17 protein-coding genes and 1 pseudogene are annotated in these 21,320 nt (G+C 61.4%); 8 read left to right on the forward strand and 10 right to left on the reverse strand.

The window, feature by feature from the left end:
- The first annotated feature begins 113 nt into the window (after positions 1-113).
- Together WCE35_RS02005 and rpmG are read left to right on the forward strand one after the other, a co-directional pair.
- Complete coding sequence (locus WCE35_RS02005; RefSeq protein WP_424591666.1) at positions 114-1,439, forward strand: LLM class flavin-dependent oxidoreductase; 1,326 nt, start codon at positions 114-116, stop codon at positions 1,437-1,439.
- A gap of 127 nt (positions 1,440-1,566) precedes the next feature.
- On the forward strand, positions 1,567-1,734 hold the full coding sequence (gene rpmG / locus WCE35_RS02010) for a 50S ribosomal protein L33 (RefSeq protein ID WP_027537094.1): 168 nt from the start codon (positions 1,567-1,569) through the stop codon (positions 1,732-1,734).
- Between the two features lie 250 nt (positions 1,735-1,984).
- Here rpmG and WCE35_RS02015 read toward each other — a convergent pair whose 3' ends face one another.
- Positions 1,985-3,217 carry an MFS transporter gene (locus WCE35_RS02015; RefSeq protein WP_424591667.1) on the reverse strand — a complete coding sequence of 411 codons (1,233 nt, stop codon included), beginning with the start codon at positions 3,215-3,217 and terminating at the stop codon, positions 1,985-1,987.
- Positions 3,218-3,351: 134 nt separating this feature from the next.
- Between WCE35_RS02015 and WCE35_RS02020 the strand changes: the two genes are divergently transcribed.
- Positions 3,352-3,969, forward strand: a complete 618-nt coding sequence (locus WCE35_RS02020) for a TetR/AcrR family transcriptional regulator (RefSeq protein ID WP_424591668.1) — start codon at positions 3,352-3,354, stop codon at positions 3,967-3,969.
- Between the two features lie 352 nt (positions 3,970-4,321).
- On the opposite strand, the gene WCE35_RS02025 is transcribed toward WCE35_RS02020, so the two are convergent.
- Genes WCE35_RS02025 through WCE35_RS02035 form a run of 3 tightly spaced genes read right to left on the reverse strand, consistent with a single transcriptional unit; the run spans position 4,322 to position 9,178 of the window.
- Positions 4,322-5,449, reverse strand: a complete 1,128-nt coding sequence (locus tag WCE35_RS02025) for an ABC transporter permease (protein ID WP_424591669.1) — start codon at positions 5,447-5,449, stop codon at positions 4,322-4,324.
- A 2-nt stretch (positions 5,450-5,451) separates the two neighbouring features.
- Entirely contained in the window at positions 5,452-8,202 is a 2,751-nt protein-coding gene (gene rbbA, locus WCE35_RS02030) for a ribosome-associated ATPase/putative transporter RbbA (RefSeq protein ID WP_424591670.1), read from the reverse strand.
- Entirely contained in the window at positions 8,189-9,178 is a 990-nt protein-coding gene (locus tag WCE35_RS02035; protein WP_424591671.1) for an HlyD family secretion protein, read from the reverse strand. Before WCE35_RS02035 ends, rbbA begins: the two co-directional genes overlap by 14 nt.
- Positions 9,179-9,554: 376 nt before the next feature.
- On the opposite strand from WCE35_RS02035, the pseudogene WCE35_RS02040 reads away from it, so the two are divergent.
- Positions 9,555-9,794 (forward strand): annotated as a pseudogene (locus WCE35_RS02040) (TetR/AcrR family transcriptional regulator); the annotation flags it as partial.
- Positions 9,795-9,865: 71 nt separating this feature from the next.
- On the opposite strand, the gene WCE35_RS02045 reads toward WCE35_RS02040, so the two are convergent.
- The gene (locus WCE35_RS02045) at positions 9,866-11,428 is read right to left on the reverse strand and encodes an amidase family protein (RefSeq protein ID WP_424591672.1); all 1,563 of its coding nucleotides are present in this window, start codon (positions 11,426-11,428) and stop codon (positions 9,866-9,868) included.
- Positions 11,429-11,624: 196 nt separating this feature from the next.
- On the opposite strand from WCE35_RS02045, the gene WCE35_RS02050 reads away from it, so the two are divergent.
- Positions 11,625-12,590, forward strand: coding sequence for a Bug family tripartite tricarboxylate transporter substrate binding protein (locus tag WCE35_RS02050; protein ID WP_424591673.1), 966 nt, complete (start codon positions 11,625-11,627; stop codon positions 12,588-12,590).
- Positions 12,591-12,743: 153 nt separating this feature from the next.
- Here WCE35_RS02050 and WCE35_RS02055 read toward each other — a convergent pair whose 3' ends face one another.
- Positions 12,744-13,580 (reverse strand): substrate-binding domain-containing protein, encoded by an 837-nt coding sequence (locus WCE35_RS02055; protein WP_424591674.1) that lies wholly within the window; start codon positions 13,578-13,580, stop codon positions 12,744-12,746.
- A 341-nt stretch (positions 13,581-13,921) separates the two neighbouring features.
- Here WCE35_RS02055 and WCE35_RS02060 point away from each other — a divergent pair, with 341 nt between their 5' ends.
- Positions 13,922-16,084: a putative bifunctional diguanylate cyclase/phosphodiesterase gene (locus WCE35_RS02060; RefSeq protein WP_424591675.1), complete on the forward strand. Its 2,163-nt coding sequence runs from the start codon at positions 13,922-13,924 to the stop codon at positions 16,082-16,084.
- 181 nt (positions 16,085-16,265) lie between these two features.
- Complete coding sequence (locus WCE35_RS02065; RefSeq protein WP_424591676.1) at positions 16,266-16,622, forward strand: DUF4383 domain-containing protein; 357 nt, start codon at positions 16,266-16,268, stop codon at positions 16,620-16,622.
- 340 nt (positions 16,623-16,962) lie between these two features.
- On the opposite strand, the gene WCE35_RS02070 is transcribed toward WCE35_RS02065, so the two are convergent.
- The 4 genes from WCE35_RS02070 to WCE35_RS02085 are packed head-to-tail and all read right to left on the reverse strand — an operon-like array spanning position 16,963 to position 20,778.
- Positions 16,963-17,775 (reverse strand): class II glutamine amidotransferase, encoded by an 813-nt coding sequence (locus WCE35_RS02070; protein WP_424591677.1) that lies wholly within the window; start codon positions 17,773-17,775, stop codon positions 16,963-16,965.
- A 3-nt stretch (positions 17,776-17,778) separates the two neighbouring features.
- Positions 17,779-18,504, reverse strand: a complete 726-nt coding sequence (locus WCE35_RS02075) for an ABC transporter ATP-binding protein (protein ID WP_424591678.1) — start codon at positions 18,502-18,504, stop codon at positions 17,779-17,781.
- A gap of 1 nt (position 18,505) precedes the next feature.
- Positions 18,506-19,639, reverse strand: a complete 1,134-nt coding sequence (locus WCE35_RS02080; protein ID WP_424591679.1) for an ABC transporter permease — start codon at positions 19,637-19,639, stop codon at positions 18,506-18,508.
- Positions 19,636-20,778, reverse strand: a complete 1,143-nt coding sequence (locus WCE35_RS02085; RefSeq protein WP_424591680.1) for an efflux RND transporter periplasmic adaptor subunit — start codon at positions 20,776-20,778, stop codon at positions 19,636-19,638. Before WCE35_RS02085 ends, WCE35_RS02080 begins: the two co-directional genes overlap by 4 nt.
- Positions 20,779-21,049: 271 nt before the next feature.
- Between WCE35_RS02085 and WCE35_RS02090 the strand changes: the two genes are divergently transcribed.
- Positions 21,050-21,320: hypothetical protein (locus tag WCE35_RS02090; protein WP_424591681.1), on the forward strand; the 271-nt coding region annotated here is incomplete at its 3' end.

Consider the following 21,320-nt stretch of genomic DNA (forward strand, 5'->3'; position numbering starts at 1 on the left):
CATCAGAGAATCCATACTCCCGTTCGTGGTTATGGATTCCGGGCTCGCGCGGAGGCGCGCCCCGGAATGACGGTACCGAGATGACCAACAAGAACCAATACGGAAACGGGTCCATGGCCAAACGTCACCTCAAGCTCGGCGCATTCATGCGGCCGGTCTCCATTCACACCGGCGCCTGGCGCTATCCCGGTGCCTGGCCGGACGCCAATTTCAATTTTGCGCACATCAAGCGCCTGATCCGGAAACTGGAAGCCGGAAAGTTCGACGCCTTCTTCATGGCCGACCATCTGGCGGTGCTGAACATGCCGATCGCGGCGCTGAAGCGCAGCCACACCGTGACCTCGTTCGAGCCGTTCACGCTGTTGTCGGCGCTGGCGGCGTCGACCGAGCATATCGGCCTGATCGCGACCGGCTCGACCACCTTCGACGAGCCCTATCACGTCGCCCGCCGTTTTGCCTCGCTCGATCACATCAGCGGCGGGCGCGCGGGGTGGAATATCGTCACCACCTCCAATCCGGACGCCGCGCTGAATTTCGGGCTCGACGATCACATGGAACACGCCGAGCGCTATCGGCGCGCCCGCGAATTCTATGACGTGGTCACCGGCCTGTGGGATTCCTTCGCCGACGATGCCTTTGTGCGCGACGTCGAAGCCGGCCTGTATTTCGATCCGGCAAAAATGCACGTGCTCAATCACAAGGGCAAATACCTCAGCGTGCGCGGCCCGCTCAACATCGCCCGCCCGGTGCAGGGCTGGCCCGTGATCGTTCAGGCCGGCGCCTCCGACGACGGCCGGCAGCTCGCGGCCGAGACCGCGGAAGCCGTGTTCACCGGCGGCGGCAGCCTGGCCGATGGGCAGAAGCTCTACGCCGACATCAAGGACCGCATGGACAGGCTCGGCCGCGACCGCGATCACCTCAAAATCCTGCCCGGCGCCTTCGTCGTGGTCGGCGACAGCCTCGAAGAGGCAAAAGAGAAAAGGGCAAAACTGGACAGCATGGTGCACTATGACAGCGCCATCGCCTCGCTGTCGGTTCAGCTCGGCACCGACGCATCCGGCTTCGACCCCGACGGACAACTGCCGCCGATCCCGGAAACCAACGCCTCCAAGAGCGGCCGGCAGCGCCTGGTCGATGTCGCCGCGCGCGACAAGCTCACGGTGCGCCAGCTCGCCCAGCGCGTCGGCGGCTATGGCGGCCTCACCTTTGTCGGCACGCCCGCATCGATCGCCGACCAGATGGAGGAATGGCTGACGAGCTTTGGCTGCGACGGCTTCAACATCATGTTCCCGTATCTGCCCGCCGGTCTCGACGATTTCGTCGACAAGGTGGTGCCGGAGCTGCAGCGGCGCGGGATCTTCCGGAAGGAATATGAAGGCCGGACGCTGCGGGAGAATCTCGGCCTGCCGCGGCCGAAAAACCGGTTCTTCGCGGCCTGACTACCCGAAACTGCGCCAGTTTCCGGCTCCAAAACCTTGACTTTGGGCGGATCGAGGCTAGGTTGCCCTGCAAATGCGGGCCGATTTGGCCGGCGCCCGATACCCAACAATTTTGAGGTCCTGAATCATGGCCAAAGCGGTCACCATCAAGGTCAAGCTCGTCTCCACCGCGGATACCGGCTTCTATTACGTCGCCAAGAAGAATTCGCGCACCATGACCGACAAGCTGGTCAAGAAGAAGTACGACCCGGTCGCGCGCAAGCACGTCGAGTTCAAGGAATCCAAGATCAAGTAACAAGATCAAGTAAGCAGAAAAGCGTTTGGACTGACCGATGCGGGGCCTTGCGGCCCCGTTTTGTTTTGGGGCTGCCGGCCAGCCTTCTCCGTGTCCCGGACGCGATGCAGCGCTTCTTCGGCGCTGCACCGCAGAGCCGGGACCCATGTTCGGCAGTGGACCCGGACCAGCAGCGCACCGCCATAGCGGGTTGAAGACGCGCGTAAACGCGCTTCTGGCGCTGCACAGCATCCGGGGAACGAAGCCGGGGCTATGCCGGCTTCAACATCGGCGGCCCGCTCGGCCGTATCAGCGCAAACGCCACCTGGACGATGCCGCCCGCGAGCCCGAGCGCGACGCCGATCCGCCAGGCCATGGTGTAGGAGCCGAGCGCGTCATACAGCACCCCGCCGCCGAAGGCGCCGAGGAAGCTGCCGAGCTGGTGGCTCATGAAGGCGAGCCCCTGGATCATGGCCTGCCACTGCAGCCCGAACATGTCGGCCACCGCGCCGGCGACCAGCGGCCCGACGCCCATCCACAAAAATCCCATGATCGCGCCGAACAAGAGCGTCGTGCCCGGCGTCGGCGGCAGCGTAAAATACCAGGCCAGCGCCAGCGACCGCAAAATGTAGATGGCCCCTAACAGCGCCAGCTTGTTCCAGCGCCCGCCGGCCCAGCCGAAGAACAGGCTGCCCAGCACGTTGAAGCCGCCGATCATGCCGAGCGTCTGCGCGCTCAGCATCGGATCCATGCCGCAGATCGCCAGATAAGACGGCAGATGCGTGGTGAGAAACACGAGCTGCATGCCGCAGACGAAATAGGCCAGGGTCATCACCACGAACGCGGCGTTGCCGAACGCGACTTTCACCGCGACGCCGGCCGAGGTATCGGCGATGTCGTCGGCGCCGCGCGGCGGCAGCGGAACCTGGTCCACCCGGCCGGCGTACCAGGCCGCCGGAAGCATCGCCACCGCCAGGATCACAAAGCCCGCGAGCCCCGTGCGCCAGCCGTGACCCTCATTCAGGAGCTGCCCGATCGGCGCCGACAACAGCGCGCCCAGCGAGCCCGCCGCCGACACGATGCCGAGTACCGTGCTGCGCACCGTCGCCGGCACCGCGCGCGCCGCCACCGACATCGCGATCGCGGCCGCGGTGCAGGCGAGCGAGGTCCCGATCAGCACGCCGCCGCCGATCATGACGCTGAGAAGCCCCTGCGCGCCCGCCATCAGCGCCAGCCCCAGCACGTAAAGCAGTGCGCCGACCATCATGATCGGACGAAAGCCGTAGCGCACCGTCATCGCGCCGGCGAGCGGCTGCAAAAATCCCCAGGCGAGGTTTTGCACCGCGATCGCGAGGGTGAAATCGGAAACGGAGATGCCGACATCGCGCGTCAGGGGCTGCAGGAAGATGCCAAGGCTCTGCCGCAGGCCCATGCTGAGCGTCAGCATCAGCGACGCGCCGATCAGGATGGGAAGCGTGGGGCGCAGGACTTGCAGCAGGGGCATGGTTGTTGTTCTCCCTTTCGGCCGCGGAACGGGCGGCATGACGCTGCGAATCCGCATGGATTTTATTACACAGACCTGTGTAGGTAGGCTATGGATGGACATGGCTGTCAAGCCAAAAGGATTCTCAGCGTCGCATGGCCACCCCGCCCGCCAAGCAGAGCATGAAAGAGCGGATTCTGGAGACCGCCGACCGGCTGTTCTATCAGCGGGGCATTCGCGCGATCGGCGTCGACACCATTGCCGCCGAGATCGGCATCTCCAAGCGCACGCTCTACAATCATTTTCCATCCAAGGAGGCGCTGATATCGGCTTATTTGAAGCGCCGATTCGTGCAGCCTCACCCGTCCGACAAACCACCTCTCGAACAAATTCTCGGCACCTTCGATCGGCTGGAGCGCGGTTTTGCCAGCAAGGGCTTTCGCGGCTGCCCCTTCGTCAACGCGGTCGCCGAACTCGGCGCCGAGGCTCGGTCGGTGCGGAAAATCGCCATCGCCTTCAAGGAAAGCCGCCGGCTCTGGTTCCGCGATCTGCTGGCGCAAATGAATGTCAGGGATGCCGAGGGTCTTGCTACGCAGCTTGCCTTGCTGGTCGACGGCGCGATCGCGCAGGATCTGGTGCGCGACAACCCCGCGATGGCGCGCGCGGCGAAAGAAGCCGCAAGGGTGTTGCTGGAGAATGCGGGGATTGAAACTGAGATAATCGAACCAGAAGTCTCTCCAGGCTCAAGGGAACGCGGCCGACCCAAAACATAAATCCGACTGTCCTGGAAGAGAAGTATTGCAGAGTGATCGAGACAAATGTGCAACCGGAGACCGATCGTTTCCAAGGGCGCGTACTCATAAATCGAGCTCGGTTGCTGCGGCTTGCTCGAGGTCGGCTACGCCGATGACGACCGCATTCTGCGACGCAGCGAAATGTCGCGATGAGCCACTCCGGACGCCCGCATTGCAAAAAGAATTTCGAAAAAAACGTTCGCCTATCACAATAGCCCGCCGCGGCATCCCCTTCCGCTCACTCCGGAACTTGGTGTAGCTTTTATGCGAGCCGCCACCGCGCGCGCCCGCGAGTGGCTCGATCGATGGCAGCGCGGCCAAGCACGCCCGCCTATTGGGCATTGGTGAGCATGGTGCGGAATCGCGCCACCGCCAGCGCGAGAAAGAGCGCCCCCGCAGCAATGAGGATCACCAGATGGTGCCACACGACGTCAATGCCAGCGGAACGAAAAAGAACGGACTGTGCGAATTTCACGTAATGCACGGTTGGGGATATCTGGAGCACGACTTGTAGTGGTTCGGGTATGGCTTCGAACGGTGAGAATCCGCCCGACAACAGGTTGAGGATCAAAAAGACCGGAATGGCGAGCAACGTAAATTGCGGCAACGTATTGGCGATCGTGGCGAGAAGAACGCCGAGCGCGGCAACGGCAAAGAAATAAATAGCCGTTCCGCCGAGAAATAGACTGATTGATCCCTCGATTGGCACATCGAGCAATCGCTGGACGACAAGCAAAAGCGCAAGCCCACACGCAACGACCATCACCAAGCCATTGGCCCAGATCTTGGCAGCCGCGATTTCGCTCGCCCGGATCGGCATCACCAGGAGGTGCTCGATCGTGCCGCGTTCGCGTTCCCGGATCACCGCGGCTCCAACGATGAGAATGGACAGCATGGTGAACCGCTCCAGAATTGCCCATACCGCCTGGAGCCGGACACCTTCAAGATTCGGATTGAAGAAAGAGCGAATAACGATCGACACGGGTGGGGATGAATCGATGCCACGCGATCGGAGATAGCTCCTGGTTTCCCGCTGAACGATCGCCTCAATGTAGCTGGCCCCTACGCCAGCCTGGGTCATGGCGGTTGCATCGATGTTCAGTTGCAGAGCCGAACTGCGACCGTGAAGCGCGTCGGCTTCGAGCCGCGGCGGAATATCGAGGACCAACGTATAGGCGCCGCGGTCCATCCGGCGGTCGACCTCGGTACGGTCGATGATAGCGGGATTGCGGAAATAGGGTTTGAGCAGGCTATCGCGAAAGCGCGCCGAAAGCTCGGATCGATCTGAATCGACGATAGCGACCGGCGCGTTGGCGACGTCCGTCTTGATGCCGGTGGCTTGACTGTAAATCGCAAAGGAGAACGAGTAGACGATGAAAAAGACCAATATCGCGTCGCTGGCGAGACTTGCGAACTCCTTCAGCCCCAGACGGAACACATTGTAGAGCCAACGTCGCATGATCAGGACTCCTGCTTGCGCAAGAAAAAACTCGCCGCCAGCAAGTAGAAACAACCGAAGCCGAACAAGATCAGGAACTCTGGATAGAACGCGGCGAAGTCGCGGGCCTTGGTGAACGTGCCGAGACTGATGTTCTGGAACCAGAGCGATGGAAATCCCATTCCGATAAAGCGCCCGGAGCCCTCCAGCCCCGCCACCGGAAAGATGTACCCGGAGAAATTGATCGCGGGCACGGTCGCAATGATGGCAGTCGCAACAATGGCGGCGACCTGGGTGCGGACGAATGTGGACACCAACGTGCCGAGGGCCGTAGTCGCGTAGATGTAGAGCAGAACGCCGACAATAAGCGCCGGGAACGAGCCCTTGACGGTCACATTGAACAGCAGATCGACCAGCATCATGAGACTCAGAAAACTCACGAACCCGAGCAAGACATAAGGAGCCTGTTTACCGAGAATGAATTCCGCAATCGAAGCCGGCGACGCGTACAAATTGCTGATGGACCCGATTTCACGCTCGCGCACGATTCCGAGCGCAGCGAGCATCGATGGGAAAATCACCAGAAAAATCATGATCAGGCCGGGAGTAATGGCGAACGCGCTGCGAAAATCCTGATTGTATCGGAATCTCGGCTCGATCTGTATCAGGTCGAAATTCGAACTCGCTACGTGTGTTCCGCGCGCAAAATTCTGCATGTAGCGCGTCATCGTTCCTTCGACGTAGCCACGCATCGTCTCCGCGCGAAACGGCATGGCGCCGTCGAGAAAAAACCCGACTTCGGGTTTGTGACCGGTAACGAGGTCACGACCGAACCCCGGCGGAATGGAGATGGCCATGCGAAGCCCCCCGTCGCGCAATCGACGGTCGATCTCTTTCTCGCTGCGCAATGGCGCCTGTTCGCGAAAGTACCTGGACCCAGCGAAGCTCTCGATCATTTGCCGGCTGTCGAGGCTCTGGTCACGATCGAGGACCGCAAAGGTCAGGTTCTCTACATCGAAAGTGATGCCGTAACCGAAGGTCATCATGAGAACCAAGGGCCCGGCCAGCGCGAAGGCGATGCGCACGCGGTCGCGCATCAATTCGAGCATCTCGCGGCGGGCGAACGCCCAGATGCGCTTCCATGACGAACGAAACGTATCGTGGCGAACGGGCGCGGCGGCCTCGAACTGTCTCGGCATTTCGCCTTGAACTCGATCGGGTGCGCCGGCGGATGCAGCGGCATCGGCGCTTTCAAGGTATGCAATGAAAGCATCCTCCAGGTTCGCTGCGGATTTCATCCTGCGCAGCGCCGCCGGTGTTCCGACCGCCAGAACCTTTCCGGCATGCATCAACGAGATGCGGTCGCAGCGCTCGGCCTCGTTCATGAAATGCGTCGAGACAAAGATCGTCACGCCCTCCTGCCGCGAGAGATCACGCAAAAATCGCCAGAACATATCGCGGGCGGCTGGATCCACTCCGGAAGTCGGCTCATCGAGGATCAGCACCTCCGGCCGGTGCAGGCAGGCGGCCGCGAGCTGAAGGCGCTGGCGGATACCGAGCGGGAAACCGGACGGCTTCTGGGAGGCTACCGTGACCAGTTCGAACTGGCGCAACGCCTCATCGACGCGAATTTCGATCTCGGCCTCAGGCACGCGATAAAGCCGGGCGTGCAGCTCGAGATTCGCCCTGACGGTCAGTTCCTCGTAAAGCGAGAAGGACTGCGACATGTAGCCGACCCGCAGCCGGGTTTCGAGATCGCTCGCCTGAACCGGCTTCCCCAGCAATTCGGCGTGCCCGCTCGTGATGCCGAGGAGCCCGGTCAGCATTTTCATCGTCGTGGTCTTGCCGGAACCGTTCGAACCAAGAAATCCGAAGATCTCGCCGCGTTCGATGCTGAAGCTCACGTCGTCAACGGCGGTGAAATCACCGAATTTCCGGCTCAGGCCCTGGGCGACAATTGCCGGCGGGCCGGACGCTGTCTTTCGCGGAGACATGACGAAGCCCTGCACGGGTGTCGGGTCGCGATCCCGGCGCAACGCAATGTAGGCCTGTTCGAGGGTGCTCGCGCCGGTGCGCGCGAGAATGTCGGTGGTACCTGCCGCCGCGAGCACGCGCCCGCCGTCCATCACGACGAGGCGGTCGAAGCGTTCCGCCTCCTCCATATAGGCGGTGGCGACCAGGACCGTCATGCCCGGCCGCTCCTGCCTGAGTTCCCCGATCAGCGTCCAGAATTGCCGGCGCGACAGAGGGTCGATTCCGGTGGTCGGCTCGTCCAGGATCAGAAGGTCGGGATCATGGATCAAGGAGCAACAGAGCGAGAGCTTCTGCTTCATTCCGCCCGAGAGCTTGCCGGCTGGCCGGTCCGGAAATGGATCCAGCCCCGTTGCGCGAAGCAGGCGCTCGATACGATTGCGGCGCTCGGCTGGCGATTGCCCGAACAGGCGTGCGATAAAGTCAACGTTCTCGTACACCGACAAGCTCGGATAGAGATTGCGGCCGAGGCCCTGCGGCATATACGCGATGCGCGGCGAGATGCGATCGCGGTGCGCGCGCAACGCCACGTCCCCGTCCAATGTGCGGATGGCTCCCGACTGCAGGCGGCGCACGCCGGCGATCAGGGCGAGAAGGGTCGATTTGCCGACGCCGTCCGGGCCGACAAAGGCGGTCGAAGTATCGCCGGGAATGGCAAGGCTGATGTCGTTCAGGGCCGCCACCTTTGCGTAACGATGGGTGACCTGGATCACCTCGACGGCGAGTTCTTCAGTGGGGGACATCTGGTATCCGTGGCGTCAAATAAGATGGCCATGACAAGTCCGGAGAGATTTTGACATAGGCATTGCCGGTAAGGCCGGCCTTCACGTAGTCACGATGGGTTCTGAGCAGGTCCGGATCGAAGGCCAGCTTGACGCGGTACATGAGCTTCTCGCGCTCGTTCGCCGTCTCAACGGTCTTAGGCGTGAACTGCGCCTCGGCGGCAACGAACGACACGATGGCCGGAAAAACGTGGTTTGGGACCGCATCGAGCACGACGCGCGCATCGGATCCGAGTGCGACTTTGCCGGCTTCCCCGGTCGGGAGGAAGATCGTCATGAAGACGTCAGTGAGGTCGAGCATCGTCGCCAGACGCGCACCCGCAGCAACGACCTCGCCCGGCTGGACGAGCTTGTACTCGACCCGGCCCGATACCGGAGTTCGCAGAGCCATGTCTGCGAGCGTTGCCTCGATTTGAGCGACCTGCGCTTCGGCCACATCTCGCCCCGCCTTGGCGTCTGCGAGCGCCGCGCGGGCGCCAAGGATTTGCGCTTCGGCAACGGCGTGCTGCGCCCGGCGCCGGTCGAGTTCGGCCTTCGTGCCGGCGGCTCGCTGCTCCAGTTCGCTGGCGCGGCGTAATTCCAGCTCCGACAAATCGTGTTCAGCCTCGCGGATCGCGATGTCGGCCTCGACGCGTCCGATGCCTGCGATCGCGCGCTGCACCGACGCCTTGGCGGCGGCGAGCTGTGCGAGCAGTTCGGCCGTATCCAAACGCGCGACGATCTCATCCTTATGGACGAAGTCACCCTCCTTGACCCGAATTTCCGCCAGGCGTCCCGGAAGCTTTGAAGCAATGTCGACGCGCTGGACTTCGACGCGGCCATTGGCTCTCGCAAGGCCGGCTGGCAGGCGACCAGTCTGTTCCTGGCTCCAATACATATAGCCGCCTCCCACCAGAACGAAGACGGCGACGAAACCCAGAACGAAGGGAGCGCGCATCAGCTTACCCCATGCTTGCCTCGCGGATGTCTATAACCTAGCAGACGGCGATCCGCCGGCCATTGATGCCCCTCAAAACAACGGGGGGCGGCGAAGGCTGCCGATGCCAGTCGCAAGGACCAGCCGCCGCCGGATTTGCGACATTTCAAGCAAACGCGGAACTGCCGGCGCGGCAACCAACCGGGTTGGAGTTTCGAGCTCAATCTGAAGACCACAAAGGTGCTCGGCGTTGCAGCAGGGGCATGGCTGTTGTTCTCCCTTTCGGCCGCGGCACGACGGCGCCATCCTGCGAATCCCGCCGGATTTGGATTACACAGACCTGTGTAACAGGGCTACAGGGACATCGCCGTCAAGCCGAGAGATACCGCTCCGTCGCATGGCCTCCCCGCCCGCCAAGCAGAGCATGAAGGAGCGGATTCCCGAGACCGCCGACCGGCTGTTCTATCGGCCGGGCATTCGCGCGATCGGCGTCGACACCATCGCGGCCGAGACCGGCATCTCCAAGCGCACGCTCTACAATCATTTTCCATCCAAGGACGCGCTGATATCGGCCTATCTGGAACGCCGCTTCGTGCAGCCTCACCCGTCCGACAAACCGCCGCTCGAACAAATTCTCGGCGAAAGAAGCCGCGACGGCGTTGCCGAGCGGCATTTCTCACGCGCGAGAGTCACGTTCGCTTGAGGCAGCTAGCTCATCTGTTCCCACAGCTGGCGCACCAGCGTTCCGGCGCGCTTCTCGATCGCCGACGCGGCATCAAGCGCGAGGTCCTCGCGGTAGCGCCCTGCGATCAGTTGCACGCCGATCGGTCTGCCATCGTGCAGCGCTACTGGTACGACAGCGCTGGGCAGGCCAAGCACATTGATCGCGGAAATGAAACGTATGTCGTTCCAGAAGATTTCACGCGTACGCTCCGGGCTGATCGTATCTTCGCGCGGGCCAGGCGTCGGCTTCACCGTCGTCGGGGCGAGCACGACCGGATAATCCTCGAAGAACAATTGCCAGGCGCGGATATGGGTGTTGCGCGCGGTTGTCGCTCGCATCCAGCCCCGCAGGTCGAGTGTGTTCGCCTTCACCTTGATACCGTTCCAGGCCGTATGAAAATCCTCCGAGGTCACCGCCAGCATCGCGGCTTCCTGCAGCACGACGACTTCATTGACGATGATGTCGCACCAGGTCTGCCAGACGCCGTTGATGTCGGGAACCTCGACCTCGCTTACGCGATAGCCCGAGCGCTCGAGATGGTCGGCGGCCTGCCTGAGCGCCGCGTGCACCGACGGATCGACGTCCATGTCGTCCGGCAGTTTCGCAAGCGCGACCTTGACGGGTCCTTTCGGCTTCGGCCCGATCAGGGGCGCGGGGACCCACCAGGGATCGCGTGGATCGCGCTGACTCATGACCTCCAGCGCGAGCCTTACGTCGGCTACGCTGCGCGCCAGCGGTCCCTGCGCCGACATCAGATGGGCCAGCATCGGCCGCTCGGCCGCGGCGCTCTCGTTATAGGCGGGCACACGGCCCTGTGTGGGCTTGATGGTGGCTACCCCGTTGCAATGCGCCGGCCAGCGCAAGGAACCGCCAATGTCGTTGCCATGCGCGATCGTTCCGATGCCGGCCGCCACCGCGGCGCCGGCGCCGCCCGATGATCCGCCGCAGGTGATCTCGGGATTCCACGGGTTCAGCGTCAGCCCGTGAAGCGGGTTGTCGGTGAAGCCGCGGAACGAGAACTCGGGCGTATTGGTCAGGCCGATGACGATCGCGCCAGCCTTCTTGAGGTTGCGCACGACCGGCGCGTCGGAGGGAGCGATGATCTTCATTTGCGCCGGTACGCCGTTGGGATTCGGCCTTCCATCGTAGTCCACGTTTTCCTTGATGGTGATCGGCACGCCGTGCAGCAGGCCAGGTTCGGTCCCTTTTGCTCTGGCCTTGTCCGCGGCTTTCGCCGCCTCGAGCGCTTCCTCCGAGAGATCGACGACAACGGCGTTGAGCTTTGGATTGACCGCGCGCATGCGCGCGACGTGAGCCTCGACGACCTCGACCGAGGAAACCGCGCCGGCGCGGATGGCCGCCGCCGTCTCCAAGGCCGACCACTGCCAGATCGGCCCCTTGGGCAGGCGCACTTTGGCTGACTTGGGCGGCTCGGCCTTCCTGGCCGCCTTCGCGCCTGCGCGGCCGGACGCCTTCATCGTCGATTTCTTCTTCGCCGCCGCCTTGACGCGAACACCCTTCTTGCCGATCACCGTCTTCCTGGCCACATCACGCCTCCCATGCCCTTCGCAGGGAAACGGTAAGGGCGTCGGGCCCTGCTGTCGAGATGGATGATCATTCGAGCCCCCGATGCCCGCCTCCGACGGGGACGTCCGCAGGCCGGAAATCGCTTTGCCCTTGTTCTGAAGCGCGCCCTCGCCGATGATGACGTCAAAAGAGCAAGGTTTTGGGGAGCGCGCCACGATGCCCTTTTTGCATGGGATTCTCGCAGCCATCCTGTTGCTGGCCGGGATGGCGCCATCGCTGGCGCAGGGATATCCGAACCGGCCCGTGCGCGTGGTCGTAGGCTTTCCGCCCGGCGGCCCCACCGACGTCATCGCGCGCCTCGTGGCGCAAAACCTTTCCGACAGTCTCGGCCAGCAGTTCTTTGTCGAGAACATCGGTGGCGCGGGCGGCAACACCGCGGCCGGCCAGGTCGCGCGCATGACCCCCGACGGCTACACCATCATGGCGATCAGTACGGGCTTCCTGGTGAACCCCAGCCTCTACGCCAGGGTGCCGTACGATCCGATCAAGGATTTCTCCGCCGTGACATTGGTTGCGGTTTCGCCAAATGTCGTGGTGGTCAACCCACAGGTTTCGGCCAGGACGCTGCCGGAGCTGGTGCAGCTGATCCGGGATAATCCCGGCAAATACAGCTATGCCGGCCCCGGCGTGGGGTCGACGCCACATCTCGGCGGCGAACTGTTTCGCCTGACATACAAGCTCGACCTGGTCCACGTCCCCTTCACCGGCGCGGCGCCGGCCGTGCAGTCAACCGTCGGTGGCCACACCCCCATTGCCTTCACCGCCTTGCCGTCCTCGCTTTCGGCGATACAGGGCGGTCAAGTGCGTGCGATCGGCATTGCGGCGACGGAGCGCGCACAGGGAATACCCGACGTGCCGACCTTCGCCGAACAGGGCGTGAACGGTCAGGATGCCGATACGCTGACCGGCATCGTTGCGCCGGCAGGCACGCCACAGGAGATCGTCGAACTGCTTTCGCGCGAGATCGCCAGGAGCGTTGCCCGGCCCGACGTCAGGGAGCGGCTTGCGGTGCTGGGCTTCAAGCCGGTCGCCAATACGCCCGACGAGTTCGCCGCGCGCGTCAAGCTGGAGATGGAAAAATGGAGCAAGGTGGTGCGCGACGCAAATCTGCGGATCGAATGACCGGCCGGAAGCAAGGTCCGTGGCTGTGGAACGTCTCAAACGTGGCATCAACATTCCGCCGCGAGCCGAATGAGTCTAAATCGACGGGGTATTCGCGGTTCAGCAACACAGGCGGGCAAGCCTGTCGAGCCGTGAAGGCCGACGTGCGATGCGTTACTGCAATGCCTCGGTGCGTGTGGATACCAGCACGCCGCCGTTTTCACGAATGAGCTTTTGGGCCTGTGGTGTGCGGACGAAGGCAATGAAGCGCTGCGTCGCTGCCGACGGCTGTGCGCGCATGACGAGGTGCAAGGTGGTCTTCAGAGAGTATTTCCCATCGAGCATATTGTCGACCGAAGGCTGAACGCCATCGAGCATGATGGCGCGCAGGCGCGGGCGGTCGGCGATAAACTGAGTCAGCGTCATTCCGGCAAACGAAGCCTCAATGGCCTCCGCAGCCTGAAGATTATCCTGGTCGGTCGCGGCTATCGGCACGTCGGTGCGCTGCCTAATCTTATCCATCGCGGATTGCATGCCGGGGATGTTTGCGATCAAGAAAGCAGATGCGGTATCGCTTTTCGGTCGAAGGATCGGCTTGATTTGCCTGTTGTCCGGCCACTTCGTGATTGTTCCATTATAAATAGCGACGACATCCGCTGTGGTGAGGTTCAAGTTTTGTGTGTTCGAGGTAACGAACAAAAAAGGCGTGTCAATGAAGGGAAAGCTGTCCAAACCTTTCGCCTTTTCTTCTTGCTTAAGAGGACGGCCGCTCACAGAAAGCATCAGCGCACCTTCCGCAACAGCAGCGATGCCCCCGCTGCTACCCAGTCCTGACACAACCTCAAGCGCGTCGCCCGGGTGAACTGCGCTGAAGGCTTTGCCCAGGATCAGCATTATACCCTGCGCCGCCCCGGTACCGCCGAAGCGGACCTCATCCGCTTGTGCCATGCCACCTGCCGCCCAGAAGCCAACGGTGAATACAACGGCGGCTCTTTGCATCATGCCCGGCATCAGTCGTCTCCTGATGATTGGTCGGAGCTTTGTTTCACGAAGCTGCCAATATTCCGTTATGACGATGAGCGCGATTAATCCTTCATTAAGAGATCGGTAAGTGTCCATAAAGCAACAAGTAATGCGTGGGGCGACGCTGCCAACGCAGCACGCATTCTTAGCGCCAAATTCATTCAACTTGACCGACAATTGGGCCGATACGAGAACGGATCAGACGACAATTCCAGTGCGTCATATCGAGTTTGGGGCGAACCGTCCTTTGACGTCGCGTTTATTGAGATTAGGACAAGGCGGTCATGCTTGCCGGAAGTTTTAGGCGATGGATTATCGTCCTCTCGACGATGGCCGCTATTGCTGCGGCAGTTACGGCGCCAGCCGTTTTTGGACTTATCTCTCTTTATTATGAAGCGAATGCGCTGCAGGTCCGCGCGCTAAGTGATTCGGCGTCTGTATCAAAGTATATTTTTAGGCATGGCAAAATGTGGAGGTTCCATCGTGTCCGTCTGGCTGAACTGGTCGAACATCCAGAATTGGATAACGATGCGGGCCAGGTACGCATCTTCGATCAGACCGACACGCTCGTTTTGGAACAAGGACCCACACTGGTAATTCCGACGCTCATTCGCACTGCACCGATCATCGTTGATGGAACGATCGTCGGCCGAGTTGAGATCGAAAGAAGTGTAGAGGCGCTTCTGAACAAAACCCTGATGATCGGCATAGTCAGCACGCTATTGGCATTTTTCATACTTTTTGCCTTTCGAAAGCTCCCCCTCAGTCTACTGGACCGAACGCTTGCAACGCTGGTGCAGCGAGAAGAGGAACTCGAGACACAAAATTTTCGTTTCGAGGCCGCGTTGGCAAACATGCCGCAGGGCCTTTGCATGTTCGATAGCGAGAAGCGACTTCTGGTAAGCAACGCCCGGTATGCCGAGATATACGGGCTCGATCCCAAACAGTTGAATGTCGGAACGCCGCTCCGCAGCATTCTGGACTGGCGCGTAGCGAGTGGTAATTGTCCCAACGACGGCCAGCAATATATCAACCAGTGCCTTGCCGGAATAGCGCGGTCTGCTGCCTACGTCGCCGTCAATGAACTGCAGAACGGTAAATTTATCGAAGTGTTGCACCAGCCGATGGCGGGTGGGGGCTGGGTGGGCATCCATAACGATGTCACCCAGCAAAAACATTCCGAGGAGAAGATCTCACATATGGCGCACCACGATGCGCTGACAGATTTGCCCAATCGCGTGTTGTTGCGCGAGCGATTGGACCACCATCTGAGCAGTGTGCAACGCGGTGCATCGCTCGCGGTTCTGTGCCTCGACCTCGATCATTTCAAACAAGTCAATGACACATTGGGGCACCCTGTCGGGGATGCCCTGTTGCGTGTCGTCGGCGAGCGCTTGCTTGATTGCGTTCGTGACACCGATGTAGTGGCTCGCCTCGGCGGCGACGAATTTGCGATCATTCAAACCGGCGTCGAACAGCCGACCTCCGCCAGTGTCCTGGCGCAGCGGCTTGTCGAGGCGTTAGCGCGACCGTTTGATGCTGATGGCCACGAAGTGGTCATTGGCACCAGCGTCGGCATCTCCGTCGCACCAATCGACAGTATGGATGCTGATATCCTGTTGAGGAATGCGGATATGGCCCTTTACCGGGCCAAAGAAGCCGGTCGAAACGGGTACAGCTTTTTCGAGGTCGGGATGGACGCGAAAATGCATCAACGCCGGGCTCTTGAACTTGATCTTCGCAAGGCGATTGAGGTCGGCGGGTTTGAGCTTTTCTATCAGCCTCTCGTGAATCTGGAACGGAACGAGATCAGCGGCTTCGAGGCTCTGCTCCGATGGAATCATCCGACCCTGGGGATGGTCTTGCCGGCCACCTTCATTCAGTTGGCGGAGGAGACGGGCCTGATCGTTCCGCTCGGCGAATGGGTGATGCGACAAGCTTGCGCCGAGGCGGCCAAATGGCCGGATCACATCAAGGTCGCGGTCAATCTGTCGCCGGTGCAGTTCCGCAACAAGAGTCTTGTTTCCATGGCGACATCGGCGATTGCAAATGCGGGCATCGCGGCGAACCGCCTGGAGCTCGAAATTACAGAAACAACCATGTTGCAAAATAGCGAACAGACGCTTGCCATCCTGCACATGTTGCGGGACATGGGTATACGCATATCGATGGATGATTTCGGTACCGGCTACTCATCGCTGAGTTACATCCGAAGCTTCCCGTTCGACAAGATAAAAATCGACCAATCGTTCGTTCGAGACCTCGACAAGAGTGTCGAAGCCATCGCCATCGTTCAAGCCGTATCGGGGCTGGCCAGGCGCCTCGGCATGACGACGACAGCTGAGGGTGTCGAAACAAACGACCAGCTTGAGCAGATCAGAGCCCAAGGCTGCACTGAGGTCCAGGGCTATTTGTTCAGCAAGCCCCAACCTGCCTCCGAAGTGCCTCGCCTGCTGTCAAGCCTTTGGAAAAAATGCCCGGCTGCAGCTTGAAGCATTGGCCCGGCTGCGAACGCAGAGCCTCGACCGGCAACGGACGGGAAGCGAACTTCCTTTCATCCACCAACAATCTCTTCCACAGGCAAGAAAGCGGATACCCTTGATATTCAGGAAAGTCCGTGGCCTGCTCATGTGCTTTTGATACGTGAATATCCGATTCCTCCGGGAGAACCGTATGACTGCCAAAAACGGCGCAATCATTTTGGGCGCGATCTTTTTGCTCACGGGTGTGCTCGGCTTCATTCCCAATCCAATCGTATCGCCGACCGGCCTATTCTCCGTGAACGCCGCCCACAACATCGTCCACCTGGCTTCGGGCGTTTTCCTCTTCGCTGGCGCTTATATGTGGCTCGGCACCTGGCTTGCTGCATCGCTGGCACTCAAGATTGTTGGCGTGATCTACGCTGCCGTCGCGGTAATCGGTCTGGTTTCCGGTCCGGGCATGCTGTTGGGACTAATCCTGACCAACCACGCCGACCACTGGCTCCACGTATTTCTGGTCCTGCTCATAGCGGCATTCGCGTTTCTGTAAGTCGCCCTGGCTGTTGCGCTGCCCGTGCGTTTTGGTTCGCAGACTTGTTGGCGGGTGTCGTCGGCGGGTTGACCTCATTGTTGCTCTTTGCCACGGGGTGGGGTGATGACCGTTCGATAGCGATGGCTGTGCTCGAGCTGGTTTCGGAAATATGCAAAGGACGGTAAATCCAAGGGTCCTGGAAGAGAAGTATTGCGGAGTGATCGAGACAAATGTGCAACCGGAGACCGATCGTTTCCAAGGGCGCGTACTCATAAAATCGAGATTGGCTGCTGCGGCTTCCGCTCGAACGGATTGGGATCGGCGCTGAGGTGGTGGAGGCGGTCATGGCTCTTGCCTTTCAACTCGCCGACGCCGATGGATCCTGTTTGAGACGGATCTCCATCTCAATCCTACCGCCGGCGATATCGAGGATGGTGCCGCGCTCCAGGGGACGCCACGCTTCGTTGGTCAATGGTACGCTTGCGACCACTATGACATCAACAGCCGAACCGCTCACGTCCATTCCCGCCGCTGTCGCGGCTATTGGCGCGCTGGCATCGCAATGCCGCTCAAGGAGCCACAGGCCCGGCGGCGTGAACTCTCCCGAGGCCTGCCGCCGCCGATCGGCATGGATCAACAGGCGGTCCGCACTGGCATACATGAGGTTCGCCGGCCCGAAGGTGCGCAGCAAACTCGCCGCATTCGCGAACCTGTCGCGAACGACGCCCGGGGTTCCGTCGGTCTCTGCGATGCTGTCGAGGAACCGGCAGAAGGCGGCCTCGCTGTCCGTATCGCCCAACGGTCGGAACCGGGCCGACGGCTCCGGCCGGTCGATGTCCGGGACCATCCCATTGTGTGCGAAGACATGAAGGCGCCCCCACAGCTCGCGCGTGAAGGGTTGCGTGTTGGCAAGCCTGATGTCTCCTCGTGTCGCTCGGCGAATGTGAGCCAACGCGAGGCGGGTCGAAACGGGATGAGCCGCCAGGCACGCGACCCATGGACTGTCCTTGGCCGGATGCGGGTCGCGCCACACTTGAGCGTCGGTCGCATCCAGGAAGGCCGCGCCCCATCCGTCCGGTTGGCCGTCCGATCCACCGTGCGCCGCGAGCCGCGTCAGCGAAAGCGCTACGTCGACATTCCGGGACGCACTCACCGCCAGTAACTCGCACATATTTCAAGCGGCCTTCGAGTTTTTGGTTTCGCTATCGAGGCGCCCGTCCCGCAAGTGATAGATGCGGTCGAAGCGATCGAAGATCTTCTCGTCATGCGTCACCGCGATGATGGCAGCATCCTGTTCGACCGCGAGCTTGCGCAGCAGGTCCATGACGATACCTGCCCGCCTGGAGTCGAGCGCCGCTGTTGGTTCGTCGGCGAGGATGATGCGGGGGTTGTTCGCCAGGGCCCGCGCAATGGCGACGCGCTGCGCCTCTCCTCCCGACAGCTTTGCCGGCATTGAACCCTTCCGGTTGCCCACCTCCAGATAATCGAGCAGCTCGACCGCTCGATTGCGTGCTGTTCCGGCGTCTTTTCCAGCCAACTGCAGAACGAGTGCTACATTGTCCGTCGCGTCGAGAAACGGGATCAAATTATGCGACTGGAAGATGAAACCGATCTTGTCGAGCCGCAGTTGACGCAGGTTGGATCGCAACCAGTGACCATTCTCAAGGACCTGTTCGCTGTCGAGTTCCATCGCACCCGCCGAGGGGTCGAGGATGCAGCCGATGACATTGAGCAACGTGGTCTTGCCGGAGCCGGAGGGCCCAAGCAGGGCCACCACCTCGCGCGGATAGACTTCGATCGACACATCCCGCAGGGCATCGACCCGGGTCTGCCCCTCACCGAAGTGCTTCGAAATGCCAGTGAGGCGCACCAGCGGCACAGCATCTGCGGTGCTTGACATCCTAGCCTCCGAGTGCCGTTGCTGGATCGACCTTGAGGGCAGCTCTGACGCCGAGACCGCTCGACAGCAGGCAGACGACGAACACGATCGATGCCAGGATCACGACGTTGTCGGGCTCCAGCACCACTCGGCGAGGGAAGTAGTCCTTGATATTGACGATCAACGTCGCGCCCATCGCAAAGCCGATGAAGCCGAGTGCCAGCGCCTGTTGCACGATCATGGCGATGATGGTCCTGTCTGGCGCTCCGATCAGCTTCAAGGTCGCAATCTGCTTCAACTTCTCCATCGTCATCGTGTAGATGATCAGGGCAATGATGACCGCCGAGACGACGAGCAGGAGTGACGTGAAGAGCCCGATCTGCCGACGTGCCCGGTCGACAAGCGAGCGGGTCAGTATCAATTCCTGTCCTTCTTGTGTGATCGCTCCCAAATGCTTCCAGCGCCGTACCGCTTCGGCGACTGCATCGGGCGAGGCGTTTGGCTGAAGGCGTGCGACAACTGTATTGACAGTATCGCGGCCCGCGCCGCCGCTGCCACGCGCGAATTCGACGCGAGCGGCCGGTGGAGCGAGGTCGAATTGGAGTTTCTGCGCGTCGGGCAAGGTAATGTAGACGGCGGGGTCGCCGCCGGAATTGACCTGATGGCGGGTCAGCCCCACAACCGTGAAGGTCCTTCGACCAAGCTGGATGCGGTCGCCAACGCCAAGTCCCGATGTCGAGTCAGCAACCATCTCGAAGTGGCTGCGCGCAATCTCCCGCCCCTCGGCGATTTCGGGCGGTCCACCCGGTCGCGTCGGCTCATAGCCGATGACGTAAAGCCTGAGCTTATCGTCCCGAAACCGGGTTTCGACGGTTTGATAGGTGATGCCGCCGGCCGCGGCTACGCCAGCGATCCGGGCGACCGCCTCACGAACATCGCCCGGGATGCGTGAGGCCTCGGCAAAAGGACCGCGCGTTCCCGTCTCCACCACCCACATGTCGACAGCCGGTGCGCGGGCGATCGTCAGGGCGTCAATGACGAGACCACGATAGATCCCGATCATCGCCAGGACCACGCCAAGCAGGAGCCCGAGCCCGATGCAGGTCAACAAGAACCGGCCCAGATTGTGGCGGACGTCGCGATAGGCGAGATTCATTTTCCTGTAGCCCCCACGACGCGGGCAAAACGCCCTTCCCGGAAGCCATTATCGATGCGCTTCACGACACTCTCGCCATCGGGAAGGCCGCCGACAATCTCGAGTCTGGCATCCTCCGTTCGATGGCGGAACTGGACGGTTCGGCGTTTCAGGCGGCCAGCTTGAACCGTCCAGACGCTGCCTTGCCGACCGTCATAGCCTTGTACTGCCGCCTCGGGAACGAGCAGCGCCGTGTCAAGCTGAGCGACCGTGATCCAGAACTCCACCTGCTCACCCAAAAAGACGCGCGGCGGCGGATTGTCGCCCTTGATGTAGACACGACGTTCCTCAGTAACCCGGTCACTCTCGAGACCGATACGGGCGACCTGCCCCGTGAATGCGTCCTGAGGGCGGGAACGCAAGCGGGCGTCGACATGCTGACCTTCCTGGATGAATCCGGCGCGAGCCTCGTCGACATAGGCAAGGCCCCAATACGATCCAAGCGCAATGAGCGTGAAAATGGGATCGCCGACCTTAACGACGGTTCCAGATTCCTTATGGCGCTCGATGATCAATGCGTCATACGGTGCGACGAGCGTCCGGTGGCGCAGCATTGTTTCCTCGAATTGGAGTTGCGCCTTTGCGTCCGTCAATTGGGCTTCGCTGTTGGCGATCTCGCTTTCCGACACGACCACGTCCGCTCGCGCAACCGCCTCATCCCTCAAGGCCTCCTCCGCCGTCTGCTCCGACACCACGTTGCGACCGACCAACGCCTGCTTCCGCTTATTGGCCTCCAGCTTCTGGGCATGTACGGCTTGCGCTTTCTCGAGATTGGCCTGAGCCCGCTTGATGTTGACCTCCGCGATCAGAATTGCCGCCCGCGCCTTGGCAACCTTCGCTTCCTGCTCGCCGACGCCAAGTCGCGCGAGAACCTGTCCTTTCGATACGCGGTCGCCGTGGTCGGCGTTGAGCTCGGTGAGCGTTGCGCCCACCTCGAAGCCGATCTTCGACAGCACACGGGCCTCGACTGTGCCGAGACCGAACACGCGGACGGGCACGTTGCTCTCGATCGCTGCCACCTGCACAGAGACCGGTCGATTGGTGAAGGCAAAAAGGACGGCGGCGACAATGGCAAACGCACCAATGATCGCTGCTCCCATCCTGGCTCTGGGCCGGCGGGCCGTATTTGCGAGCCACCGAAGGAGCGCCGGCCCGGTCGGAGCCTTGTCGACAGACCCGTCAGATCGTTTCGCCGAATCTTGCATTGTTGCGCTCTTTCAAAATCCAGCGAGGCCATCCGACTATGCAGAACGATTTCTGGGGGAATTTCAATCAAGCCGGGGCGCCGGCCCCGGCGACCTTTCCTATATCGACCTGCCTCGGCCGCGTTGACAGAAATCAAGCCGGCCACGAGGGCATTGTGGTTATCTGTTGAATTTGCTGACGCTCTCTCTGCGCTTGAAGTCCCCTTGTGGCACATCGCGTCATTTCGTTGCGCGATTTTCTCGCCATGGGAGTAATGGCGGACATCGAACAATCAAGCTTGATGTGCGTGCACCCGCCATGGCTTGGAGTCGTAAGCTCTGCATCGGCGGCAAGACGGCTTTGGGGCTTTTTTATGCAAGTGGAATGGCGGGTACGGCGGAGCCTGTCACCGGGGCCGTGCTTTGCGCGGCCCCGGTGACCTCACCCGCCCAGCCGG

The sequence above is a fragment of the Bradyrhizobium sp. genome, from assembly GCF_049691595.1.
GTDB lineage: Bacteria > Pseudomonadota > Alphaproteobacteria > Rhizobiales > Xanthobacteraceae > Bradyrhizobium.